The following is a 25,542-nucleotide window of genomic DNA, read 5'->3' as shown; positions in this document are numbered from 1 at the left end:
TGGTGCGGCGCGCCATACGCTCGACACGTTTGTTGTGCATAACGCAACGCTCGGCTGTTGCCCCAACTCCCCCGGTCGCGGCCAAAACCGCCCCGAACTGCCGGTGACAAAAAAAGCCGCCTGCTTTCAGGCGGCTCGTTCCGACTCATTCCTCTAACAGTTCACGGTGCCCGCACTACCTCATGGAACTCACGGCGCCGGAACTTCGCTCTCCTGCGGTTCGTGTCCGTACTTCATTGTGGCGTGTGCATGGCCCTGGATCTTGTCCTTGTGGCGGAGCACTTGCCGGTCCAGCTTGTCGACCATCAGGTCGATGGCCGCGTACATATCAACGTCACAACTCTCGATGAAAATGTCCTTGCCCTTCAGATGCAGGTTGATTTCGACCTTTTGGCGCTTGTCCTTTTCCCTATGATTGTCGACCGAGAGGACCACACTGCCGTCGATCACCTGATCGAAGTGCCGTAGCACTCTATCCAGTTTGGTGATCACATATTCTCGCAACGCAGGCGTCAATTCGAGATGGTGTCCACTGATCTGCAGATTCATAGTTGCTCTCCAAGCTGATGGCCGCCTGGACGCTATCACGCTGCTCAAACCGGTCGCTGCTTGCCCATACGTGGCCATTCTGTTCAACGGCAGTACGGATCGGGATCGCATCGGCCGGCTCGCTCGCGCTTTCGCGACGCGGCCGGTAAAGGCCCGCCGCGACATGCAGCGGGCTACAGAGACTTTCGCAAGTTCACTGCCGGGATCTTCAGGGCTTCGCGATATTTGGCCACCGTGCGGCGCGCCACCACGAATCCCTGTTCTGCCAGCAACTCTGCGATGCGGCTGTCTGAAAGAGGAGATTTCGAGTCTTCAGCTCCTATCAGTTGCTTGATGAGTGCCCGGATCGCCGTTGACGATGCCGCGCCACCCGTGTCGGTTGAAACGTGTGATCCGAAGAAGTACTTAAATTCCAGCGTCCCGAATGGGGTCAGCATGTACTTACCGGTTGTCACACGTGAGACAGTGGATTCGTGTAAACCCAGCGTATCAGCAATCTCCCTCAAAACCAAGGGCCGCATTGCAATTTCGCCGTGCGCAAAAAAGTTCTTCTGACGCTCCACAATGGCTTGTGCAACGCGGAGAATCGTCTCGAATCTTTGTTGAATATTCTTGATCAGCCAGCGCGCTTCCTGAAGCTGCTGACGCAACGAACCACTCCCCGGATCGCCGCGATTGTTGCGCAAAATATTCGCGTAGAGGTGATTGATGCGAAGCCGCGGCACGATTTCCGGATTCAATTCTGCGGTCCAGCCGCTCGCCATCTTGCGCACCAGGATGTCGGGAACAACGTAATCCGCTTCGCTCTTGCCAAACGCAGCGCCGGGAAACGGTTCCAGTGAACGGATCAGCAAATGGGCGTCGCGCAATGCGTCGTCCGAGGCTTTGAGCTGCTTTCGCAAACGCGTGAAATCGCGCGCCGCAAGCAGTTCCAGATGGTGCATCACAATATCGAGCGCCAGCGTGCGGACGGGCGATGGCTCAAGCCGCAATAACTGGAGCTTGAGACATTCCGATGCGGAACGTCCGCCCACTCCCGGCGGATCGAAACTCTGCAGCAATGCCAGCGCCGCGCTCAGTTCGTCGACATCGACTTCCAGTTCATCCGGCAGATCCCCCTTCACTTCCTCGAGCGACGACGTGAGGTAGCCGTCTTCATCGAGCGATTCGATCAGGAACGTGATCAGCGCACGATCGCGCTGATTTGCCTTCGTCATGCGCAGTTGCGACGTCAGGTGATCGCGCAGCGTGGTAGTGGACTCGTGGATTTGCAGCGGCGGCAGGTCGTCGTCGTCGGAACCGCTATTCGAGCGGCCGTAATCTTCCAGATTCCACGAACTCGAATCCGGCCCGTTATCCGACGAGCTCATGCCGTTGTATTCGTCTACGCCCTGGGGCTCGCCGTTTTCCGAGCGGTCGGTCGTCGTCGTGCTGCTGCTCGACGACGTGCCGTTGCTCATCATGGGGTCGGGCGCGTTCACCGACGCCCCCGACGTGATCAGCGAGCCGTCCGCCGCCACGCGCAGCGGGCTGGTGGTCCAGTCGTCCTCGTTCTCGAGCAACGGGTTTTGCGCAACAGCCATTGCGACTTCCTGCTGCAGTTCAAGCGTCGACAACTGCAGCAGCCGGATGGACTGCTGCAGTTGTGGGGTCAGCGCAAGATGCTGCGACAGGCGAAGTTGGAGGCTGGCTTTCATGGCAAGGTTTTAATCATTGTAGAGAGTTTGCCACGGGCGCGACACCTCGCGGGGATCGACCAAAAACAAGCGTGCCGCCTCGCGGGCGGCACGTAAGATTTGCTGGCGGCGTGGGACGCCGCCCACAACGGTTTTGCAAGGGCGCAGGACGCTGCGTCCCCGCGTTCACATGCGGAAATGTTCGCCGAGATAAACGCGCCGCACGCTCTCATTTTCGATGATATCGCTTGGCGCGCCTGCTGCGAGCACGCTGCCGTCGCTGATGATGTAAGCATGGTCGCAGATGCCGAGCGTCTCGCGCACGTTGTGGTCCGTGATCAGCACCCCAATGTTGCGCTGCTTCAGGAACTTCACGATCTTCTGAATTTCGAGCACGGCGATCGGGTCGACGCCGGCGAACGGTTCGTCCAGCAGGATAAACGCAGGATTGGTCGCTAGCGCACGGGCAATTTCCACTCGCCGCCGTTCGCCGCCCGAGAGCGACAACGCCGGGTTTTCACGTAGATGCGCGATCTGAAGTTCGTCAAGCAACGCTTCCGCGCGGTCCGTAATGGCCTGTTTGGAGAGCGGCTTGTCGCTCTCGTCCATTTGCAGTTCAAGCACTGCGCGAATGTTCTGCTCCACGCTCAGCTTGCGGAACACCGACGCTTCCTGCGGCAGATACGAGAGCCCAAGGCGCGCGCGCTTGTGAATGGGCAGCAGGCTGATGGACGTGCCGTCGAGCAGAATTTCACCCGCGTCCAGCGGCACCAGCCCGACGATCATATAGAACGACGTGGTCTTGCCCGCGCCGTTCGGCCCGAGCAGCCCGACCACTTCGCCGCTTTTCACGTCGAGCGAGACGTCCTTCACGACCGTGCGCGAGCCGTAGCGTTTCTTCAGGTTGCGGACGGTGAGCGAACTACTCGTACCGGCCGGCTTACGATGAGGCATGGCGGGCGAATTCACGGCTGCTGCGTTCCTTGCATCTTGGTGGACGGCGTCAGGGTGGCTGGTGCGCCGGTCAGCGGCGCGGCGCCGCCGTTGCGCGGGGCGAGCATGGCCCGCACGCGGCCGGTCGGGTTGCCCGGACCGGCGACGTCAGGTCCGGCTTTCGCTGTATAGAAGTCTTTCTGGCCGTCGTAGGTAATCACGCTGCCGTGCACTTCGTCCTGGATCGTGGTGAGGCCCACGAGGCGGCGCACAACGGCACGCGTGGTCAGCGTGGTGAGATCCTGCTTGCCGTCGTAGTCGATCCGCACCGCATTGCCTTCGATATATTCGTCGAGGCCGTCGCGTTTCTGGCGGAAATACGAGAGGTTGCCGCCATCGGACGTGCCGGTCGCGTACTGATACCCCTGCGGATCCTGCGTTACCTCGACACGGTCGGCCTTGATGATGATCGTGCCTTTGGTCGCTACCACGTGGCCCGTGAAGATGTTGACCTGCTTCAGGTCGTCATAGGTCATGTTGTCCGCTTCAATATTCAGCGGCTTGTCGTTGTCGGCTCGTTCGGCGTGTGCGGCTGGCGCAAACGCTGCCAGGGGCAACGCCACGCATGCTGCCGCAATCCCGAATTGCACGACACGTGCGGCGCGGCGCGAAAACGCAGCGCGTGCTGCGCACAGACGGCCGGATTCGGGTCGGAGAAACGGTTTGTTCATGCAGTCACACTTGAATGGATTAAGCGCAATTCGTCGGAACTGCCGGGGTTATTTGGATGAGGTGCCGAGGGTGTCGGAGGCGGCTATCTGGCCGCGCACCTGCCCAAAAAGCTTCATTACCCGGGTCGCGTTGTTGTAATTCATGCCGTTGCCCGTCATCACGGACGGACCGCGCTGAAGTTTAACCGGCTTTTCTGTTTCGATGACATCGTCGTTCACAAGGATGCGAAAGTGCTCCGAATCGGCGGTCATCTGCGGGTCGCCGTAGCCGGCCACGCGCAAAATGTGGGCATTCTCGTACAGGTCGACAATCGAGACGTCGCCGTTCACGGTACCGCGCTCGGACGTGGCCGTCACGGTCGGCCGCAGCGGCTGGAACATGCGCATGGCGGGTTTCGTGAGGTCGCTGACTTCATCGTCCTCGTAATGCACCATCGAAATCGCGGTCAGGCGATATTGCGTCGTGCCCGTGGTGTCGAGTTCCGAGACCGAGAAGTTGGTCGCGAAGTAGTCGGGTGTGTGTTCCTTCGGGCGCTCCGGTTCCTGGGGCTTGGGCAGTGTAGCCTGCAGCATCCAGTAGGTGACGCCCGCGAGCATGGCCACCGCGACCACGGGCAGCGCTGAGGTCAATTTGGTAGGTCGTTGCATGGGATTCAGGCTCCGATAGCCGCGGCAAGCAGGCCGTCGTAGCGATTCTGGGCGCGCAGGATGACGTCGCACACCTCGCGCACCGCGCCTTCACCGCCGCGTTTGGCGGTAGCGAAATGCACGCGGTTCAGCACTTCCTCATGCGCGTTGGCGGGCGCCGCCGCGAAACCGCACAGCCGCATCACGGCGAGATCGGGCCAGTCGTCGCCCATGTAACCGCATTCGGTTGCCGCGATACCCGTGGTTTGCAGCAACTGGGCCAGCGCGACGGTTTTGTCGGCGACGCCCTGGTGCAGGTGCGTAATGCCCAACTCACGTGCCCGTGCCGCGACAATGCCGGAGTTGCGCCCGGTGATGATCGCCGTCTGCACGCCCGCCGCTTGCAGCATCTTCACGCCGTGGCCGTCGAGTGAATTGAAGGACTTCATGGCGTCGCCGTCGGCGGTGAAAAACAGGCTGCCGTCGGTGAACACGCCGTCGATGTCGAAAATCATCAGCTTGACGCGGCTCGCGCGGTCGTTTGCGCCGTCCGGCGTGACAGGCTTGTTCGACATCAGATTACCTTCTTGGAAAAGAGGTCGTGCATGTTCAGGGCGCCGATCAGGATCGCGTTTTCATCGACGACCAGCATCTGGTTGATGCGATAACGCTCCATCAGTTCCACTGCTTCCACCGCGAGATGGTCCGGACCGATCGTACGCGGATTACGCGTCATGACGTCGATCAGCGGCAGCGCGCGGAAATCGCCGTCGCGCTGAAGGATCCGGCGCAGGTCGCCGTCGGTGAAGATGCCTTCCACATGACGCTTTTCGTTGACCACGGCCGTCATGCCCATGCGCTTGGCGGTGATCTGGAAGAGGGCGTCGGAGACGGTGGCGTCAAGCGGCACTTCCGGTATTTCCGGCCCTACGCGCATCACGTCGCGCACGTAAGTGAGCAGGCGCCGCCCGAGCGCGCCGCCCGGATGCGAGCGCGCGAAGTCGTCGGGGCCGAAACCGCGGGCATCGAGCACGGCGACCGCGAGCGCGTCGCTCAATGCGAGCACGGCAGTTGTACTGGCTGTTGGCGAGAGATTCATCGGGCAGGCTTCTTTGTCGACGTGCGCATTCAGGTGCACGTCGGCCAGTTTCGCGAGGCTTGATTCAGGCCGTCCGGTGATGGCGATCAATTTTGCCCCGAGCCGCTTGATGATGGGCAGAATGGCAATGAGTTCCGAGGTTTCGCCCGAGTTCGACAGGGCAATGAACACATCGTCCGCGGTCACCATGCCGAGGTCGCCGTGGCTCGCTTCGGCCGGGTGAACGAAGAAGCCGGGCGTGCCGGTGCTCGCGAGCGTAGCCGCGAATTTGCGGGCGATATGCCCGGATTTGCCAATACCCGATACCACCACGCGGCCCTTGCATCCGAGCAGGAATTCGACGGCGCCGGTGAAGTTGTCGTCGAGTTGCGCGGACAGGCCGCGCACAGCGTCGGCTTCAATTTCGAGCACGGTGCGAGCCAGCGCGAGTGCCCGGTCGCCATTGATTTTCGCTATCATGCGCGAAGTATAACAAAGGCATCTTTGCGCCGCGCCGGACACGGGGCGGCTTTCAGCCGCTCATCCGCCCCCGAAAGGCCGTGTGTTTTGTTGCGTGCATCGCCTGCACGCGTTAAAAAACACAAGATCCGGATGCGCTCGTCGAGCCGCCATCCGCCGACAAACGAGGACGCTAGACGGATGACTTCCCCGCTTGAAATGACGTTGCTGTTGCTGCTGTGTTCAGTGGCAGGGGTCGTCGTATTCCGCTTTTTCAACCTGCCGCCCATGTTGGGCTACCTGGCGGTAGGGATCATCGTCGGACCGCACGCTGCGGGCATCGCGCCGGATAGCGACCGCGCGCAGCATCTGGCCGAATTCGGCGTTGTGTTCCTGATGTTTTCGATCGGGCTGGAGTTTTCGTTATCGAAATTGCGCTCGATGCGACGGATTGTGTTCGGCCTCGGCGCCAGCCAGGTGGCCGGGACGATTGCGATCGCGCTGCTGTTCGGGTGGATCGCGAACTTCTGGACAGACATGTCGTGGGAAGCGAGCATCGCGCTGGGCGGCGCGTTGTCGATGTCTTCTACCGCCATCGTTTCAAAAATGCTGGCTGAGCGGCTCGAACTGGAGTCCGAGCATGGCCGGAATATCTTCGGCGTGCTGCTGTTCCAGGACCTGGCGGTGGTGCCGCTGCTGATCATCATCGCCGCGTTCGGCAACGGCAATTCGAAGGAGCTGGCGTTCTGGCTTGTGCTCGCAGCGGTCAAGATCGTGGTGGCGTTGACGGTGCTGCTGTTCATCGGCCAGAAGTTCATGACGCGCTGGTTCAACATTGTCGCGCGCCGGCGCTCGCAAGAACTGTTCATGCTGAACCTGCTGCTGGTCACCCTCGGCGCGGCGTTCATCACCGATAAATTCGGCCTTTCGCTCGCGCTCGGCGCATTTATCGCGGGCATGCTGATCGCGGAAACGCCTTACCGGCATCAGGTGGAAGAGGACATCAAGCCGTTCCGCGATGTACTGCTCGGCCTGTTTTTCGTGACCACGGGCATGCTGCTCAATCCGCATGTGCTCTGGGAACATCCGTTTCTCGTGGCGTCGTTTTTCTTCCTGCCGATCCTGCTGAAAGCCGTGATGATCACCGGCCTCGCGCGGCTGTTCGGTTCGCCGCCGGGCGTGGCGATGCGCACCGGCCTCAACCTTGCCCAGGCAGGTGAATTCGGTTTCGTGCTGCTGAACCTGATTCTCGACAAGCACCTGGTCGAGCCGGTGCTGTTGCAAGCCATCCTTTCGTCCATGCTGCTTTCCATGCTGGCCGCGCCGTTCATCATCCAGAACGCCGACCGGATCGTGCTGCGGCTGTCATCCACGGAATGGTTGCGGCAGTCGTTGCAGATGACCCGTATTGCGACGCAAAGCATCAAGCAGAGCGGCCACGTGATCATTTGCGGCTACGGCCGTGCAGGGCAGAACCTGGCGCGGATGCTCGAGCATGAAGGGTTGTCGTACGTCGCGCTCGACCTGGACCCGGATCGGGTTTCAGCGGCGGCGGCGGCGGGCGAAAGCGTGGTGTACGGCGATGCCGGGCGGCGCGAGGCGCTGGTTGCGGCCGGCATACATCGCGCGGCCACCATTGCGATCACCTTCGCGAACACGCCTTCCGCGTTGCGCGTGCTGCACAGCATCCACGAACTCGAACCCACGTTGCCCACTATCGTGCGTACTGTCGACGACGCCGATCTGGAAAAGCTGATTGCATCCGGCGCGACGGAAGTGATTCCGGAGATCGTGGAGGGCAGTTTGATGCTGGCGTCGCATACGCTGGTGCTGATGGGCGTGCCGATGCGGCGTGTGGTCCGGCGCGTGGAGGAAATGCGCGACGAGCGTTACAGCATGCTTCGGGGGTATTTTCATGGCGCGGATGAGGACGACGACGAGCGGCGCGAGCAGGTCCGGCTACAATCAGTTCCCGTCGATGAAAACGCCGACGCAGTCGGCCGTACGCTCGACGAGCTTGGGCTGGTGGGCGACGGCGTGGAAGTGACCGCAATCCGCCGGCATGGAATTCGTGGCGTGGAGCCCGATCCCGACACCAAGCTGCGTGCGAGCGACATCGTGGTGCTGCGCGGTTTGCCCGAAGCGTTGCAGCAGGCGGAAGAGCGGCTGTCGCGCAATCGCCGTGCGGGCGCGGTAGCCTGACGTTTTCCAGGAGACATCAATCATGTCTGAGTTCCCAGTGCACTCGGTGCCCAATCCTGCCAGTTTTATCCGGGAGCGGATTCGCACTGTGCCGGACTGGCCGCAGCCCGGTGTGCAGTTCCGCGATATCACGCCGGTTTTGCAGGATCGGCGTGCGCTGCGTACGCTGATTGATCTGCTGGTGCAGCGCTATATAGATGCGCGGATCGATACGATTGCCGGGCTTGATGCGCGTGGTTTTATCATCGGGCCGATCCTGGCTTACGAATTGAGCCTGGGTTTCGTGCCTATCCGCAAGAAGGGCAAGTTGCCGTTCAGGACGTTCTCGCAGTCCTATGAACTTGAATACGGCAGCGCAACCGTCGAAATTCACGAGGACGCCTGCAAGCCGGGCGAGCGGGTGGTGCTCGTTGACGACCTGATTGCGACCGGCGGTACGATGATGGCCGGCAAGATGTTGCTCGAACGGCTCGGCGCGGTGGTAGTCGAGGGGGCGGCGATTATCGATTTGCCGGAGCTCGGCGGCTCGAAACTTCTGCGCGAAGCGGGTTTGCCGCTTTATACGGTTTGCGAGTTCAGCGGCCACTAAATTCTCCGAATCATCTGCCCATGCCTAATTTTCTTTTGTTTCTCGCGGCTTCCATTGCTATCACCGCGGCGCCCGGTCCGGACAATCTCCAGGTGCTTGCACGGGGTATTTCTCAGGGGCGTGCGGCCGGGCTGGTGGCGGCGCTCGGATTTGCCGCTGGCATTTCGTTTCACACGACGCTCGCCGCGCTTGGAGTGGCGGCGTTGCTCAAGTCTTCCCCAATGGCCTTTGAAGCGGTCAAGCTGGCCGGCGCGGCTTATCTGGTCTGGATTGGCATCAAGGCGATTCGTAGCAAGGGTTTGTCGACTGCGCATGAGCGGCCCAGCCAGCCGTTGGCCGTGGTGTTCCGGCAAAGCGTGATCGGCAATTTGCTGAATCCGAAAGTGACGCTGTTTTTTATCGTGTTCCTGCCGCAGTTCGTCAATCCGAATGGCGCGCAGAGCGTCATGTTGCAGATGTTTGAACTCGGCGGCGTGTTCATGTTGCAGACGGTGCTGGTGTTTTCGGTTTTTGGCGTCGCCGCCGGAATGATCGGGGCTTATCTGAAGCGGAGTCCGAAGGTGGGGGTGTGGCTTGACCGGCTGGCCGGGGCGACGTTCATCGGGCTGGGAATTCGTGTGGCGCTGAAGGATTAAAGGCGCTTTCGTTCATACCTGCTGCGAACGAAACCCCCTGTACAATTTCCGGCTTTCCGTCGTCGCCGGAGCCCCTCATGAGCTTGCCTGCCATCGTCGCCGCGCGTCGTTTCGATGCTTCGGCGCACCTGCCGTTTTATATCGACCGTGAACGGGTCGGCTGGATTCGCCGCATCGACGTGCCCGCGCTGCACTCATGGCCGGACGTGTTTCATATCGATCAAACGTCGATCCGCCTCGCCAATACCTTCTCCGATCTCAACGCACGCAGCGCCGCGCTTGGCGCAGTCATCGGCATGCTGGCCGCTGACGGCCGCATTCCCGGCTGGCGCAACGAAACCTACGCAATCCGCAATGCCTTCGACGCCGAGCCGCTTGCGTTCATCGAGCGAGCCGCATCGCGATTCTTCGGCACAATGACGTACGCCGTCCATCTGAACGGCATTGTTGAAGAGCCGGGCCGCGCGCCCGAACTCTGGATCGCCAGGCGCAGCGAAACAAAAGCGACCGATCCCGGCATGCTCGATAACGTGGTGGCCGGCGGTATCGGCTGGGGAATGGGGATCGAGGAAACGCTCGTGAAGGAGTGCTGGGAAGAAGCGGGCATGCAGCCGCAGCTTGCCGCCAAGGCCGTGCGCGGGCGCGAATTCTACGTGCTGCAATCTTTACCCGAAGGCACTCAGGCAGAGCTGATTTACGTTTTCGACATGGCCTTGCCCGCCGATTTCGCGCCGCGCAATCAGGATGGCGAAGTGGGCGAACACCGGCTTGCGCGCATTGATGAAGTCGCGCGATGGATTGAAGAAGGCGCAATGACGGTCGATGCCAGTCTGGCCACCCTGGATTGCCTGCTGCGCCGCAACTGGATAGACGAAGAAGCGTGCGAGGGCATGCCGGCGATTTACTTACCACCCGCGGTTTGAACACGCTGTGAACACGCGTTGGACGTGCTTTGAAACATCTCAGAGGAGTATCGGTTCATGTCGACCGAACATAGTTTTATCTTGAAGTTGTCGTGTCCGGATCGTCCCGGCATTGTGCATGCCGTGTCTGGATTCCTGTTCGATCTCGGCAGCAATATTCTCGATTCCGCGCAATTCGGCGATAGTCACACCGGCGAATTTTTCATGCGCGTGCACTTCCAGCAGGTCGGTGGCGACCCCGGTCTCGCCGCGCTGCGCACATCGTTCAGTACGCTCGCCGATGAATTCGGCATGAAGTGGGAGCTGCACGATGCGTCGGTGAAACCGCGCGTGATGATCATGGTGTCGAAGATCGGGCATTGCCTGAACGACCTGCTGTTCCGATATCGCACCGGCCAGCTCGGGATCGAGATTCCGGCGATTGTTTCGAATCATCGGGATTTTTATCAGCTCGCCGCCAGTTATGACGTGCCGTTTCATCATCTGCCGTTGATCGCGTCCACGCTCGAAGGGAAGGCTTCGCAGGAAGCGCGGGTGCTGGAAATCGTCGATCAGCACAAGGTCGATCTCGTCGTGCTCGCGCGTTATATGCAGATTTTGTCGCCGGAGATGTGCGCAGCGCTCAATGGCCGGGCCATCAACATTCACCACTCGTTCCTGCCGAGCTTCAAGGGCGCCAAGCCTTATTACCAGGCGTTCGATCGCGGCGTTAAGTTGATTGGCGCTACTGCGCATTACGTGACGACGGACCTTGATGAAGGGCCGATCATCGAGCAGGAAGTGGAGCGCGTGGACCACAGCATGGCGCCGGATCAGTTGACGGCAATTGGACGTGACGTGGAATGCGTGACGCTCGCGCGCGCGGTGCGGTGGCACGTGGAGCACCGGGTCGTGCTGAACGGGAGCAAGACGGTGGTATTCAAGTAGGGGGCGTTCGCGCTTGTTGAAGGGCACTGCGTTGCGGGTGGTTCCGGGCTAGTCCCGGCACCGCCGCCAAACAATCCCCTCCACTGGCGCGAGCAAAAATCCGACTGTCAAACCAGCCGCAAATACACCAGCTCGCGCTTGAGATAAGCATAAAAAATCGGCGCGGCAATTACGCCGGGCAGTCCGAAAGCGGCTTCCATCGCGAGCATGGCCAGCAGCAATTCCCAGGCGCGGGCCTCGATCTGGCCACCAATGATCCGCGCATTCAAGAAGTATTCGAGTTTGTGAATGATGATCAGGAAGGCCAGCGAAGCCACCGCTGTCCCGAACGACACCGACAACGAAATCCCCACAATGATCGCGTTCGAAATCAGGTTCCCGATCACCGGCAACAGCCCGACGATAAACGTCACCATCACCAGCGTCTTCGACAGCGGCAATTGCTCATGAAACACCGGCAGCGCGACGAGCAAATACAACGCCGTGAACGTGGCGTTGATCGCGGAAATCTTGACCTGTGCGAAAACGATCCGGCGAAACGCCTCTGAGAAACGCGTCACGCGCATCACGAGGGCAGTAGAAAGCGGCAGCCGATGCGTTGTCCGCGGCACCCCCACCGCGATAATCGCGCCCACGATCATGCCGATCAGCACATGTCCGAAACCGCGCGCCGCGTCTTTCCCGCCCTGCTGCAACATGGCGGCGTGCTTTTGCATCAGCTCGGTTGCCTTGTCCTTCATCTGCTCTGCATCGACAGGAAGGTAGTCCGCGATCCACTCGGGCACCTGCAAGCGGGCGTGCGAGGTGAGCATCATCAACTGATCGAGAAGTTTCTGGACGCTCGGAACATCACGCTGAAAATGATCGATGAGAAAGATCGTCGTGCCCGCCAGCCCCCCCACGATCACCGCCGCCACAATCACGACCGCGACCCAGCGCGCCCGCCCGCTCGTCATGGTTTTTTCAATCAGGGGCGCGATGGCGTGCACGAGCTGGTACACGAGCATTCCCGCCAGGAGCGCGCCGAGCAACTGCAAATGCAGCACGAGGAACAGGCCGGCAAACGCGGCGATATAGCTGCCAATCTCCACAGCCGACAACTTCGGCATGCTCATGTCACTCGTCAGCCGCACGGGCCGGACAGCGGGCCTCTCTTCGGCCGCTTCGTTGCGCTTTGCCATGAATCCTTCAGTCTCCTGCCGCTAACGGGTTGTGGATGGCCGCAGCCTGGACGGCGCGCGGCGCATGGACGCGGTGCGGGCGAATCATCTGTCATGCGGCCGATCTCGGCCTCTGCAGTAAAGGCGCAAGATACCGGCCGGTAAAACTGGCCTTCGATTGTGCGACGTGCTCCGGTGTCCCCTGCGCGATGATCTGGCCGCCGCCGGCGCCGCCTTCCGGACCGAGGTCGATGACCCAGTCCGCGGTTTTTATTACATCCAGATTATGCTCGATGATTACGACAGTATTACCTTGATCTCGCAGCCGGTGAATCACTTCGAGCAGCAGCGCGATGTCGTGGAAGTGCAGGCCGGTGGTCGGTTCGTCGAGAATGTACAGAGTCCGACCCGTATCGCGCTTGCTCAGTTCCAGCGAAAGCTTGACGCGCTGCGCCTCGCCGCCCGACAGCGTGGTCGCCGACTGGCCGAGCCGGATATACCCGAGACCCACGTCGAGCAAGGTTTTCAGCTTGCGCGCCACAATAGGCACGGGTTTGAAGAATTCGTACGCCACCTCCACCGTGAGGTCGAGCACTTCGTGGATGTTCTTGCCCTTGTACTGGACGTCGAGCGTCTCGCGGTTGTAGCGCTTGCCGTGACAGACGTCGCACGGCACGTAGACGTCAGGCAAAAAGTGCATTTCTACCTTGAGCACGCCGTCGCCCTGGCACGCTTCGCAGCGCCCGCCCTTGACGTTGAACGAGAAGCGGCCGGGATCGTAGCCCCGTTCCTTCGACGCCGGCACGCCCGCGAACAACTCGCGGATCGGCGTAAAGAGGCCGGTGTAGGTCGCCGGATTCGAGCGCGGCGTGCGGCCGATCGGCGATTGATCGACGTTGATCACCTTGTCGAAGTGTTCCAGCCCTTCAATTGCCTCGTAAGGCGCGGGTTCGGCGGACGAACCGTACAGATGCTGGGAGACGGCGTGGTATAGCGTGTCGTTGATGAGCGTGGACTTGCCCGAGCCGGATACGCCCGTCACGCAAGTCAGCAATCCGACCGGCAGATCGAGCGAGACGTGCTTCAGGTTGTTGCCGTAGGCCTCGATGATTCGCAGCCGCCGTTCGTCCGGCGGCGTGCGGTCGGTCGAGTAGCTGATGCTCCGTTTGCCCGACAAATACTGTCCGGTCATTGAATTCGGGTCGTTCTCGACGTGCTTCGCCGTACCTTGCGAAACAATCTCGCCGCCGTGCACGCCTGCGCCCGGCCCCATGTCGACCACGTAGTCGGCCATGCGGATCATGTCTTCGTCGTGTTCGACCACGATCACCGAATTGCCGATGTCGCGTAAGTGCTTGAGCGTGGCAATGAGCCGGTCGTTGTCGCGCTGATGCAAGCCGATAGACGGTTCGTCGAGCACGTACATCACGCCCGTCAGGCCCGAACCAATCTGCGATGCCAGCCGGATACGCTGCGCCTCGCCGCCGGAGAGCGTCTCGGCGCTGCGTTCCAGCGACAGATAATCCAGCCCGACGTTGTTCAGGAACGTGAGCCGCGCGACGATTTCCTTGATGACCCGATCGGCGATCTCGCCCTTCGCGCCGTCCAGGCGCAGCGTATGAAAGTAACCGAGCGTCTCGCGCAGCGGCCAGCCGCTCACTTCGTAAATGGCTCGCGCGTTCTCGCCCGTGCCGAGCTTGACGTTGCGCGCTTCGGTTCGCAGCCGCGTGCCTTCGCATACCGGGCACGCCTGGTTGTTCTGGTACTTCGCCAGTTCCTCGCGGACCGCCGCCGAATCCGTTTCCTTGTAGCGGCGTTCCAGACTCGGAATGATCCCTTCGAACACGTGCTCGCGGACCGTCGTGCGGCCGCGCTCGTTAATGTACGAGAACGGAATGACCTCTTTGCCGGATCCGAACAGCAGGATCTTGCGGACCTTTTCGGGCAGATCCTCGAAGGCGCCGTCGATATCGAATTCGTAGAACGACGCCAGGCTTTGCAGCATCTGGAAATAAAACTGGTTGCGCCGGTCCCATCCTTTCACCGCGCCCGCCGCGAGCGACAGCGACGGATGCGCGACTACCCGCTTCGGGTCGAAGAACGTGATCTGGCCCAGGCCGTCGCATTCGGGGCACGCGCCCATGGGATTGTTGAACGAGAACAGGCGCGGCTCGAGTTCCTGCAGCGAGTAGGAGCAGATCGGGCAGGCGAATTTCGAGCTGTACAGATGCTCTTTCTCGGAATCCATTTCGAGCGCGATCGCGCGGCCATCGGCGAGACGCAGCGCTGTTTCGAACGATTCCGCCAGCCGCTGCTTCATGTCCGGCCGCACTTTCAACCGGTCGATAACGACATCGATAGTGTGTTTGTCGTTCTTCTTCAGCTTGGGCAGCGACTCGATTTCGTAGATTTTCGCGACACCTTCGTTCGCCGTGCCCCCGCCCGAACGCACGCGAAACCGGATGAAACCCTGCGCCTGCATGGCTTCGAACAATTCGAGATGCTCGCCCTTGCGATCCGCCACCACGGGCGCGAGGATCATCAGCTTTGTTTCCTCGGGCATGGCGAGCGCGGCGTCGACCATTTGCGACACGCTTTGCGCTTCGAGCGGAATGTGGTGGTCCGGGCAGTGCGGCGTACCGACGCGGGCAAACAGCAGGCGCAGGTAGTCGTGAATCTCGGTGACGGTGCCGACAGTGGAGCGCGGATTGTGCGAAGTCGCTTTCTGCTCGATGGAAATTGCCGGCGACAATCCTTCGATCAGGTCGACGTCCGGTTTCTCCATCAACTGCAGGAATTGACGCGCGTAGGCGGACAGACTTTCGACGTAGCGGCGCTGGCCTTCGGCGTAGAGCGTGTCGAACGCGAGCGACGATTTCCCCGAACCCGACAAGCCCGTAATCACGATCAGCTTGTGACGCGGCAAGTCGAGACTGATGTTCTTAAGGTTGTGGGTGCGAGCCCCACGAATACGAATTTCTTCCATGAACCGGGCGGAAAGTAAGGGGGCTAAACCTGCTACTATAACGACTTTTCGAGGGCGCGTTGCCCGCGCTCATCGGCGTCAATCAAGCGTGCAGCGGGGTTGCGAAGGGTGCTGGCGGATTATTCATGCCGCGTCCGGGCGACATTCGAAGGACTTTTGCGAGCCGTCCGGACGCAGGGCAGATCCGGACGCAAGGCGGGTCCAGGCGCTTCAGCCACCCGTCTCATATAGTGCCGTTCCGGGCAACCACAAGGCGGCCGTGCTTGAGTTCCGCGTCCGCGCGCACGGCCAGACGCGTTTCCACATTACTTCGTCCCGATGTCCAATCCGTCTGCTACGTCCACACGTTTGAGCGCGCCAGAGTTGCGTGCGACCGTGTCGCTTGCCGCAATCTTCGCGTTGCGCATGCTCGGTCTCTTCATGATCATGCCGGTGTTTTCCATCTACGCGAAAACCATTCCCGGCGGCGACAACGTGCTGCTCGTCGGCATAGCGCTCGGCGCTTATGGCGTGACGCAATCCCTGCTGTACATCTTTTATGGCTGGGTGTCCGACAAGCTCGGACGCAAGCCGGTCATCGCGTTCGGCCTGGTCGTGTTCGCCATTGGCAGCTTCGTGGCGGCGGTCGGCCATTCCATGACGTGGATTATCGTCGGACGTGTGATCCAGGGCATGGGGGCGGTATCGTCGGCGGTGATCGCGTTTATCGCCGACCTGACTACGGAAGAAAACCGCACGAAAGCCATGGCCATGGTGGGCGCGAGCATCGGCGTCTCGTTCGCGGTGGCCATTGTCGGCGCGCCAATTGTGTTCGAGTGGGTGGGCATGAGCGGACTGTTCACGCTGATCGGCTTTTTATCGATACTCGCCGTCGGCGTGGTGATCTGGGTCGTCCCGGACGCACCCATGCCGCCTGTGCACGTGAAAGCGCCGTTTGCCGAAGTGCTGCACAACGTGGAATTGCTGCGCCTGAACTTCGGCGTGCTCGTTTTGCACGCTACGCAAACCGCGCTGTTTCTCGTCGTGCCGCGCATCCTGGAAGCGGGCGGCTTGCCGGTCGCAGCCCATTGGAAAGTCTATTTACCTGTGATGGGCCTTGCGTTTGTCATGATGGTGCCGGCCATTATTGCCGCCGAGAAACGCGGGAAAATGAAGGCCGTGATGGTCAGCGCCATAGGTCTTATCCTGATTGGCCAGTTGTTACTCGGCGCCGCTCCGCATACCCTGTGGTCAGTGGCCGCGGTTTTGTTCGTGTACTTCCTCGGTTTCAACGTGCTGGAAGCGTCACAGCCGTCGCTTGTCTCCAAACTCGCGCCTGGCACGAGAAAGGGTGCGGCGGCAGGCGTCTACAACACAACGCAGTCAATCGGCCTTGCCATTGGCGGGGTGATCGGCGGCTGGCTGTTGAAAGTAGACGGGCAAAGCGCTGTATTTTTCGCGTGCTCAGGGTTGGTTTTTGCATGGCTGATCGTGGCGGCGAACATGAAGCCGCCGCCGCAGAAGGTCCGGCGCACGGTTTAAGCGGTTTTAGTTTCCAGGTGAGTGCATTTCGCCGTGCTGGCGAAATCTTGCCGCAGCGTGGTGCATGAGGTTTGCGGATTTTGCAGCTCTTGCTGGACAGGTTGACTACCACCGCGTGTCGCGTTGCGAGCGCACCGCATCAGATCACATTGAATTGAATCAACAGGAGAAATCATGGCATCCGTCAATAAAGTCATTCTCGTCGGAAATCTGGGAGCCGATCCGGAAACCCGCTATCTGCCGAGCGGCGACGCCGTGGCCAACATCCGTCTTGCCACCACCGATCGCTTCAAGGACAAAACGTCCGGCGAGATGAAGGAGCTGACGGAATGGCATCGCGTGTCGTTTTTCGGCCGGCTGGCCGAAATCGTTAACGAGTACCTGAAGAAGGGCTCGTCGGTGTATATCGAGGGCCGGATCCGTACGCGCAAGTACACCGACCAGGCTGGCGTGGAAAAGTATGCGACGGAGATCGTTGCTGAGCAGATGCAGATGCTGGGCGGACGCAGCGGTGCGGGCGGTGGTGGTGGCGATGAAGGCTACAGCCGTGCCCCGGCCGAGCGCAGCAGCGGTGGCGGAGCGAGCCGCGGCGCTGCTGCGGGCGGACGTCCTGCGGGCGGCAACGCCGGCGGCGCAAGCCGTCCGAGCGCGCCGGCGGGTGGCGGCTTCGACGAAATGGACGACGACATTCCGTTCTGATTGGCGCCCACGCAGTTTTTGTTTAACGCAAAAAGCCCGCCTCGTGCGGGCTTTTTGCATGTGCGCACCTCGCGGAGGCGATTAGCTCGCCGCTGCCGCCTCTGCTCAATTTGCAGGGGATGGCGTGGTTCGACTACCGGGACCGGGCCGATAGGCGTTGCAATTGCGCCACTTAACGTCGTTCCAGCGCGCACCCGCCGAAAAACATAAAACCAAGAAAAAACGCCCGATGTGACGGGCAGGCGTGTCTTCGATCATTTCCGGATTTGGCCGGTATTTTCGAAGGGAAACGGCTGGTGGCCTCTTCGTCCCTCAGCTAAAGGCGACCAGACCTCTTGTTTTGTCATTCCATGACGAATTTCCAGAAATCTCAACGTCTGTCCTCCCCGTTAAGTCGGTACATATTGCCGTCCCCTGGTGGGGCTGGAGATTGCCGATTTCGAAACGAATTGAATAAACGTTTCTGAATCAAGCGGAATAGGACAATTCGTATTGAATCGTCCGGCAGTTGAAAACTACTCTGACCCACGTTGAATTGCGCGATACAGCCTGCAGGCCATAAGCCGTGCATTGCAGGCACGCAAGCCACGCAAAAGAGCGCTCCGGCCCGAGCTGCAATAAGACGAGTCTTGGAAGTAACACGCAGCGCGGCAGGAACATTGAGAGTGATCCTATATGGAGCGGTCTATCGCCGTGTTCTTATGTGCAACGGCGTATTACTCAATTGATCGTTGCCAGTTGGCGCGGATTCAACCTGAAGTGCAAACAAAAAAACTGAGAGGCAGCATTGAAACTGCGAATCGTTCTGGCAGACGATCATCCGTTCGTTTTGCTCGGCATTCGAGCGACGTTCAGCATGGATGAGAACCTGGAAGTCGTAGCCGAGGCTGCGAGCGCCGCGGAGCTGCTGAGGCTGCTGGCGTACACGCCGTGCGACGTGCTCGTGACCGACTTTGCGATGCCCGAGCAAGGCTTGCAGGCGGAAGACGGCTTGCGGCTGATCAAACGTTTGCGCCGGGACTGGCCGGCCATCAGCATTGTCGTGCTCACGAGCATGAGCAATGTCGCAATCCTCCGTTCAATTCTGGCCGCCGGCGCAATGAGCTTGCTCAACAAGGTCGAGTCCATGGACGAACTTGCGGCCGCGGTGAAGTTTGCGGGCGTTGGACGTCGTTACCTGAGCACCTCGATTGTGTCGGCGCTGGCCGTGGCCGGTGCTGAAACCGACGCGCTCGGAGATGGCCCGCGGCTTTCACCCCGGGAGATCGAAGTCGTGCGCATGTTCGCGAGCGGATTGTCGATCACCGAGATCGCGCGCTTCATGAAGCGCGACGTCCGCACGATCAGCCGTCAGAAACGTGACGCCATGAGCAAGCTCGGGGTGCAGAACGATCCGGGATTATTCGCATTCGCGCGCGCGCATGGACTGACGTGATGACACACATTGCGAAATGCTTTCGGACGCATCTTATGTCGATGACGGCCCGGATCAACGATCCTTCAGCGGGCTGGGCAAGCACTGGCAAATTGAAACCCGCCGCGAGCGGACGCATCACCTGGGCGAATTTCAGGTTAGAAGAGGTTAGTAAATGATTGCGTTCACTCAACGAATCAGATTGGCGGTAGCGGACGATCATCCATTAGTTGTTCTTGCCATCGAGCGCCTGATCGCCAATGTGCAAAACATAGAAATTGTGTGTCGCGCGCAGGATTCAACCGGGCTGGTCGAAGCGCTCGAAGAGCAGCCGTGCGATGTCGTCATCATGGATTTTTATATGCCGGGCGGCGGGTATGGCGATGGCATCGACCTGATCAAATACATCGTGGAACATCATCCGCAGGCGGCCATCGTCGTTTTATCGATGACAACCGACGCCGACCTGATCGCGCGTGCGCTCGACGCCGGCGCCAACGCGGTGGTCAGCAAGCAGGACCGGCTCGAACTGATCTATGTGGCGATCGTCACGGTGCTGGCAAACGAGGATTATCTCGGACCGTCAGTGCGTGCACTGCTCGCAGACGCGACCTCCGCCAATCGCGTGGATGAGATTCGACAGAAACTCACGCGCCGCGAACTCGACGTCATCGCCCGCTATGCGCGAGGCGGCAACGTCACTGAAATCGCGCGCGAACTGGGCCGCAGCGTCAAGACCATCAGCGCACAAAAATGCGCTGCCATGCGCAAGCTCAAGCTATCGACGGATGCCGAGCTTTACCGGTTTGCCTTCGACAGCGGCCTGGTCCAGGCACAACGGCTAGGGGCTTAGTCAACGGCATCAAAGGCCGTCGGGATACAAGTGCGAGTTTGTATCCATCAGGCTCAGGAGACACGTGAGCCATCACGTAACAGGCGGATAAAAAAATGGATTCGAAAATCCGGATTATCGTGGCGGACGACCATACGGTCGTACGGGAGGGGATCCGCATCTGGCTTGAGCGGGACCCACGAGTAAACGTGGTGGCTACTGCCGTCGATACCGAGTCGCTCGCAGATCGAACTGACCGCTTTCCATGCGACGTCGTGATATCAGACATAGGCATGCGTGGCATCGACGGGGAGAACAACGCCATAGCGTTTCTCCGGCGCTTTCTAAGGCAGGTTGAACGGCCGCGCGTGATCATTGTGACGATGATCGCGCAGCCGCAGATGCTGACGGGATTGCTGGAACTGGGTGTGGACGGCCTGATTGACAAGCGCGATTGCATGGAGGCGCTGAGCCAGGCAGTTATCGAAGTGATGAACGGCGTACGTTTCGTCTCAAAGCACGCGGGCACCCTGTTAGGGAACGAACTCGCTCATGCCAACGGTCGCGCCGGTGTATTGAGCGCCCGCGAATGGGAAGTGTTCCAGTTGTACGCGAGCGGCTTGTCGCTCATGAGTATCGCGCAACGTCTGGAACGTAGCGTGAAAACCATCGGTATGCAAAGGCGCAACGCGATGCGCAAGCTCGGGCTGAGAAGTGAACTTGAACTGCTCGACTATTTGAGACAGATCGGTCTCGCATAAAGTCTGTGCCCACTTCCAAGAAAAAGAACTCATCGTTTCTCAGAAATGTTTAGGAATGCTCTGATTAATTAGGTGCGCCTTTCGCTCCAGACTTGAACGCTTTACTTCGCCAGCGTCGTGACCCCGCCGAGCTTTTTCGTGCGACCGGGCGTACGTCGGCCGAGGGCAAATTCCAGACGGGGTGACGGCATGTTCAAGAAACTGATAGGCGAGTGCGTGGGCAGCTTTTCGCTCGTCTTCCTTGGCTGCGGCGCCACCGTGCTCGCGGGTAGTCGTTTTTCGCCCGCCTTGGGGATCGTCTTCCAGGCAGTGGCGTTCGGTCTTGCAGCGGCCACGCTCGTCTACCTTCTACGTTCGGTTTCCTGCACGCATTTCAATCCCGCGATCACCGTTGGTTTCGCTATCGCCAACCGTTTTCCCGTGCGGGACCTGGTACCCGCCATTACCGCTCAGGTTGGAGGCGCGAGCGCTGGCGCGTGGGTCTTGTATATCGTTGCTAGTGGGTCTTCAAGCGGCTCCCCCGCGCTCATCGCGTTCGGCGCCAATGGTTACGGAGCTTATTCGCCGGCTGGATATGAGTGGCACACAGCGTTGTTCGTAGAGGCGTTCATGACGTTCGTGTTCGTCCTCGTGAATCTCAAGGTCGCTTCCAGCAGGTACGCGCGCACCAGCGGCCCGGTGCTGATCGGACTGTCGCTGACGCTGTGCTCCTTGCTCGCCGTTCCGGTGACGAGCGCGTCAATGAATCCGGCTCGTTCGACCGCTACCGCGCTTGTCGTAGGCGGCTGGGCGCTCGATCAGCTCTGGCTGTTCTGGGCCGCGCCGCTTGCGGGCGGCGTGCTGGCGGGTCTCTTCCACCCCATCCTGCAACGTCGCGTCTCCAATCGGAGCGAGCATTCAATGCATGCGGGCGGTATCGACGGCGCTTTCGACAAACAGTCGTTGTAACGAGCGCGCCCGTCATGCCCTCCTCTTCTCCCATTCTCCGTCTTGTTCGTTGGTTGACGCTGTTCATCCTCATCTGGGCGGCGTCGAGCGTTTCAGCCGATCCGTTGCGCATTGAACGCGTGAAACAATCGTTTCAGGACTATTCGACATCGAGTCATGACGAATACCCGATTTCGCAGTCGGAGCCCCCGTCCCCAGGCGATGGTCATGAGCCGGCGCTGGTTTTGAGCGCGGACGAGCGTGCGTATTTGCGCTCGCTGCCGTCTTTAACCCTGGGTTTCGATGCCTACTGGCCACCGTTCACGTACCTGAATGCCTTCGGCGTGCCGAGTGGGATCGCGATGGCGTACACAACGTATCTGTCGAAGGCGCTCCATATCGATTTCAAACGCCGCGTGTACGAGGATCGTTCGGATGTGTCGGACTCTTTCGCTCACGGCCAGGTCGACATAATTGCCACCACCGACCGTGAGACGGCGCGTCGTGCCGGTGGCGTCACGACCGGGCCGATGGCGAATTATCAGCTGGTGCTCGTCGGGTGGCCGGGCGCAATGACGGGTATCGCGGACCCGACTACCCGGCGCTTTACCACGACGTCCCGTCTGGCGGCCAGTGGGAGGCTCGGTGATCTGTATCCAGACGCGCCGGTTCTTGAGGCGCCGACCCTGAACGCCGCGCTTGACCTGGTTTCCAAAGGCGAGGCGGATGTGCTGATCGAAGATCTCGTCGCCGTGGATATTGCGCTCGCCGCGCGTCATGAAGACGACCTGAAGGTCATCGGGCCGGCCGACGATTTCGAGCACATGAGTCTTGCGTTGCGTCCGGAGTTCAGCCGGCTCGCGCCGCTGATCGACCGCGCGTTGCGCGCCATGCCGGCCGCCGACAAAGAGCGCGTCCTGGCCGCACGCCAGGCCGAGTTCGACGGGCCGCCGCCGGGTGTCTGGAGCGTCACCGCCATGCGGCTGTTGCCCGCGTTGATCGCCATTGGCGTGGTGCTGGCTATCACACTGCGCGCGTTCGTCCTGCTCCAGCGCGAGATGGCGAAGCGAGTGGAAATCGAGCAGCGCCTTGCTACGCAATTGAGCTTCCAGCAGACCATGATGGAAGTCATTCCGTACCCGCTGATCGTGAAGGATCGGGAGAACCGCTATCTTGCGGTGAATCGTGCGTTCGAAAAGATGCTCGGCATGCGGCGCGAGGACATCATTGGACGCACGACGATCGAGGTGCAAGCCTGGGGTCCCGATAACAGCAAGCGCCTGCATGATCTCGTGGGCACGAGCATCGCAAACGGGCAGCGAAAGCAGATCGAAATTGCGTTTCACGATCGTGACGGTGTATTGCGTCACGGGCTGTTTTGGACCGGGGCTTTTGCGGCTGCGAACGGCGGGATGGCCGGGGTTGTCGGCACGATGATCGACATCACGGACATTCGCGCCGCCGAAATGCGGGCGCGTGAAAACGAACGCCGCCTGCACGATGTCACACGCTCGCTGCCGGCCGTTGTGTTCCAACTAAGGCGAGCGAAGGACGGCACCTATAGCTTCCCCTATGTAGGCGGCGACACGCGCCATTTGTTCGGCGCCGATCTCGCGACGCTCAGCGACGACCAGGTCGCAGGTTTATCGCTGATACATGCTGACGACAAACGTAGCGTGCGCGACGCGATCGAACGCTCGGCGATCACGCTCAAGCCGGTTCATACGGAGTTCCGCTCGATCGCTGACGAAGGCCGCCGCTGGATTCGTGCCGATCTCGTTGCACATCGCGAGGCGGACGGCGCCGTGGTCTGGAACGGTTACTGGGTCGACGCCAGCGTGGAGCGCGCGCGGGCCGACGAACTCGCCGCGGCGCGCGATGCGGCGGAAGCGGCCTCCCGCGCCAAGGATGATTTTCTCGCGATGATGAGCCACGAAATCCGCACGCCAATGAACGGCGTGCTCGGGCTCGTGGAGGTTTTCGAAAACACGCCGCTCAATCCTGACCAGTCGCAGATGCTCGGCATGATCCAGGATTCGGCAAGCGCTCTGCTGCAGATCCTTGACGATCTGCTCGACTACTCGAAGATCGAGGCAGGGCGCCTCACCATTGAATCGATGCCGATCGACCTGCGCGAACTCGTCGATAACGCCGTTGGTTTGCTCGCCGGACGCGCGCATGAAAAAGGCTTGCGGGTGCGGGTGGATGTTTCGCCTGATGTTGCCGCGAGCGTGCGTGGGGACAGCGTGCGGCTGCGGCAAGTGCTGTTCAATCTGCTTAGCAATGCCATCAAGTTCACGATGAAAGGCGAGGTCGCGCTAGCGGTGAATCTGGTTCGTAGCGCGCGGGGCGTGCAGACCGTGGAGCTGAGCGTGGAGGACACGGGAATCGGGATCGCGGCGGACGCGCAGGCGAGCCTGTTCGAGCCGTTCGTGCAGGCGGAATCGTCCACTACGCGCCGCTTCGGCGGCACCGGTCTCGGGTTGACGATCTGTCACAAGCTGGTCGAGCTGATGGGTGGGACGCTGGAGCTGCAAAGTCAGGTGGGCGTTGGCACGCGAATGAGCGTGCGGCTCGATATGCCGGTCGAAACAGCGAATTACCAGATCGACGGCTTGCGGGGAAAGAGCGGGATTATCGCGATCGACGATCAGCGGGTGGCGCGGGCGCTTGTTGACTACGGCCAGGCGCTCGGCCTCAAGCTGACCATCCGCTCGCGCGACGACGCTGCGCTGCGTGATCCGCACACCTTCAATGGCATCGATCTCGTGTTTCTTGGCGACACCCACCCGGAAGTGCTGCCGCTCAAGACACGCGTGATTCACGTCACGGAGAAACCGAAGCCGACGGGGTATCGCATTCTTGACGACGACATTCGCGTCAGTGTCAATCCGATCTCCTGGCGCGGCCTGGGCGCGGCGTGCGTGGCCGCGTTGACGGGGTTGCCGCAGATTGTCTCGCGAGCGACTCGCGGTATCGATACGAACATCGAGCCGCCCGATCGCGAACGGGCGCTGCGCACCGGGCGGCTTGTGCTCGTCGCCGAGGATCATCCGGTGAACCAGGAACTGATCCGCCATCAACTGGCGCTGCTCGGTTTTGCCTGCGACGTCGTGCAGGACGGCGTGGAAGCGCTCGCGGCACTGAAGCAGACGCAGTACGGTTTTCTCATTACCGATTGCCACATGCCGAACATGACCGGTTATGAGCTGGCGCGGCGCGTGCGTGCGAGCGAACTGGGGTTGTCGAAGAGATTGCCTATATTGGGCATTACCGCCAGCACCGCGCCGGAGGAGCTGTCCATGTGCCGCGACGCCGGCATGGACGACTGCTTCGTCAAGCCTACGCGGCTAGCTACGCTGCGAGATCATTTGAATCGATGGCGTGTAATGGAGAGCGTGACGGCCACGCCGGAGCCTGATGTTGTCGAGAAGCTGGACGTGGTCACCGCGGACGTGCAAACCGACGAAGTGGACCTAGGCTATATGACGCAACTGTGGGGCAGCGAGACCACGGTCAAGGCGTTGCTCGACGCGTTCGTGTCGTCGTTCCGTGACGATCTGGATACGCTCAGGTCGTTGCTGGACAGCGGCACCGTGGCGCAATTGCGCGAGTGGCACCATCGGGTGATCGGGGCCGCCAGCGTATTGCAGTATCGGCCGTTGCAGGTCGCGCTCGATGCATTCCGGCGCGACCTCCTCAATAAGCCGGATGCGGTATGGCGCGACGACGGTGCCGCGTTGATCGCGCGTTGCGAGGTGCTGCTCGAGCGCATTGAAGCGCAATGTTCAGCAATGACATGATGGTTTTGGGCGCTGGGAACGGATCCTGTGCTGCAATGCCAGTTCCCGTTCCGGCCGGATAAACGCACGAGAATTCAACACAGACGCTTCAGCCGGGCCTTGCAAACAGA

General features: G+C 60.7%; 21 protein-coding genes. 12 read left to right on the top strand and 9 right to left on the bottom strand.

The features are described from left to right. Positions 1-189: 189 nt before the first annotated feature. From hpf to kdsD, 7 genes are all read right to left on the bottom strand, one after another. On the bottom strand, positions 190-549 hold the full coding sequence (gene hpf, locus AWB69_RS29430) for a ribosome hibernation-promoting factor, HPF/YfiA family (protein WP_031357598.1): 360 nt from the start codon (positions 547-549) through the stop codon (positions 190-192). Positions 550-722: 173 nt separating this feature from the next. Continuing rightward, complete coding sequence (locus AWB69_RS29425; protein ID WP_062090350.1) at positions 723-2,246, bottom strand: RNA polymerase factor sigma-54; 1,524 nt, start codon at positions 2,244-2,246, stop codon at positions 723-725. A 165-nt stretch (positions 2,247-2,411) separates the two neighbouring features. Then, on the bottom strand, positions 2,412-3,179 hold the full coding sequence (gene lptB, locus AWB69_RS29420; RefSeq protein WP_062090368.1) for an LPS export ABC transporter ATP-binding protein: 768 nt from the start codon (positions 3,177-3,179) through the stop codon (positions 2,412-2,414). Positions 3,180-3,190: 11 nt separating this feature from the next. Then, positions 3,191-3,889, bottom strand: a complete 699-nt coding sequence (gene lptA, locus AWB69_RS29415) for a lipopolysaccharide transport periplasmic protein LptA (RefSeq protein ID WP_062090349.1) — start codon at positions 3,887-3,889, stop codon at positions 3,191-3,193. Between the two features lie 48 nt (positions 3,890-3,937). Further along, the gene (lptC, locus tag AWB69_RS29410; RefSeq protein WP_062090348.1) at positions 3,938-4,537 is read right to left on the bottom strand and encodes an LPS export ABC transporter periplasmic protein LptC; all 600 of its coding nucleotides are present in this window, start codon (positions 4,535-4,537) and stop codon (positions 3,938-3,940) included. A gap of 5 nt (positions 4,538-4,542) precedes the next feature. After that, the gene (locus tag AWB69_RS29405) at positions 4,543-5,091 is read right to left on the bottom strand and encodes a KdsC family phosphatase (RefSeq protein ID WP_062090347.1); all 549 of its coding nucleotides are present in this window, start codon (positions 5,089-5,091) and stop codon (positions 4,543-4,545) included. Beyond that, positions 5,091-6,074 carry an arabinose 5-phosphate isomerase KdsD gene (kdsD, locus tag AWB69_RS29400; protein ID WP_062090346.1) on the bottom strand — a complete coding sequence of 328 codons (984 nt, stop codon included), beginning with the start codon at positions 6,072-6,074 and terminating at the stop codon, positions 5,091-5,093. Before kdsD ends, AWB69_RS29405 begins: the two co-directional genes overlap by 1 nt. Before the next feature lie 180 nt (positions 6,075-6,254). On the opposite strand from kdsD, the gene AWB69_RS29395 reads away from it, so the two are divergent. From AWB69_RS29395 to purU, 5 genes are all read left to right on the top strand, one after another. Continuing rightward, a complete protein-coding gene (locus AWB69_RS29395; RefSeq protein WP_062090345.1) occupies positions 6,255-8,255 on the top strand; it encodes a monovalent cation:proton antiporter family protein in 2,001 nt (666 codons plus the stop codon). Positions 8,256-8,277: 22 nt separating this feature from the next. Continuing rightward, complete coding sequence (locus tag AWB69_RS29390) at positions 8,278-8,844, top strand: adenine phosphoribosyltransferase (protein WP_062090344.1); 567 nt, start codon at positions 8,278-8,280, stop codon at positions 8,842-8,844. A 20-nt stretch (positions 8,845-8,864) separates the two neighbouring features. Further along, positions 8,865-9,479 (top strand): LysE family translocator, encoded by a 615-nt coding sequence (locus AWB69_RS29385; RefSeq protein ID WP_062090343.1) that lies wholly within the window; start codon positions 8,865-8,867, stop codon positions 9,477-9,479. 77 nt (positions 9,480-9,556) lie between these two features. Continuing rightward, on the top strand, positions 9,557-10,402 hold the full coding sequence (locus tag AWB69_RS29380) for an NUDIX hydrolase (protein WP_062090342.1): 846 nt from the start codon (positions 9,557-9,559) through the stop codon (positions 10,400-10,402). Positions 10,403-10,459: 57 nt separating this feature from the next. Further along, positions 10,460-11,329 (top strand): formyltetrahydrofolate deformylase, encoded by an 870-nt coding sequence (gene purU, locus AWB69_RS29375; protein ID WP_062090341.1) that lies wholly within the window; start codon positions 10,460-10,462, stop codon positions 11,327-11,329. Positions 11,330-11,436: 107 nt separating this feature from the next. Here purU and AWB69_RS29370 read toward each other — a convergent pair whose 3' ends face one another. Next, complete coding sequence (locus tag AWB69_RS29370) at positions 11,437-12,510, bottom strand: AI-2E family transporter (protein WP_062090340.1); 1,074 nt, start codon at positions 12,508-12,510, stop codon at positions 11,437-11,439. A gap of 91 nt (positions 12,511-12,601) precedes the next feature. Then, entirely contained in the window at positions 12,602-15,475 is a 2,874-nt protein-coding gene (gene uvrA / locus AWB69_RS29365) for an excinuclease ABC subunit UvrA (RefSeq protein ID WP_062090339.1), read from the bottom strand. A gap of 318 nt (positions 15,476-15,793) precedes the next feature. Here uvrA and AWB69_RS29360 point away from each other — a divergent pair, with 318 nt between their 5' ends. From AWB69_RS29360 to AWB69_RS29330, 7 genes are all read left to right on the top strand, one after another. Next, a complete protein-coding gene (locus AWB69_RS29360) occupies positions 15,794-16,996 on the top strand; it encodes an MFS transporter (RefSeq protein ID WP_075644010.1) in 1,203 nt (400 codons plus the stop codon). Between the two features lie 174 nt (positions 16,997-17,170). Then, on the top strand, positions 17,171-17,695 hold the full coding sequence (locus AWB69_RS29355; RefSeq protein WP_062090338.1) for a single-stranded DNA-binding protein: 525 nt from the start codon (positions 17,171-17,173) through the stop codon (positions 17,693-17,695). A gap of 787 nt (positions 17,696-18,482) precedes the next feature. Then, a complete protein-coding gene (locus AWB69_RS29350; protein ID WP_075644009.1) occupies positions 18,483-19,130 on the top strand; it encodes a response regulator transcription factor in 648 nt (215 codons plus the stop codon). 154 nt (positions 19,131-19,284) lie between these two features. Then, the gene (locus AWB69_RS29345; protein ID WP_062090337.1) at positions 19,285-19,962 is read left to right on the top strand and encodes a response regulator transcription factor; all 678 of its coding nucleotides are present in this window, start codon (positions 19,285-19,287) and stop codon (positions 19,960-19,962) included. 95 nt (positions 19,963-20,057) lie between these two features. Further along, positions 20,058-20,702 carry a response regulator transcription factor gene (locus AWB69_RS29340; protein ID WP_062090336.1) on the top strand — a complete coding sequence of 215 codons (645 nt, stop codon included), beginning with the start codon at positions 20,058-20,060 and terminating at the stop codon, positions 20,700-20,702. A gap of 189 nt (positions 20,703-20,891) precedes the next feature. Then, positions 20,892-21,650 carry an aquaporin gene (locus AWB69_RS29335; protein WP_063977940.1) on the top strand — a complete coding sequence of 253 codons (759 nt, stop codon included), beginning with the start codon at positions 20,892-20,894 and terminating at the stop codon, positions 21,648-21,650. 14 nt (positions 21,651-21,664) lie between these two features. After that, entirely contained in the window at positions 21,665-25,432 is a 3,768-nt protein-coding gene (locus AWB69_RS29330; protein ID WP_082913642.1) for an ATP-binding protein, read from the top strand. The last annotated feature ends 110 nt before the right edge of the window (positions 25,433-25,542 follow it).

Source organism: Caballeronia udeis, assembly GCF_001544555.2.
Taxonomy (GTDB): Bacteria; Pseudomonadota; Gammaproteobacteria; order Burkholderiales; family Burkholderiaceae; genus Caballeronia; species Caballeronia udeis.
This window is presented reverse-complemented; position numbering and strand designations above follow the sequence as displayed.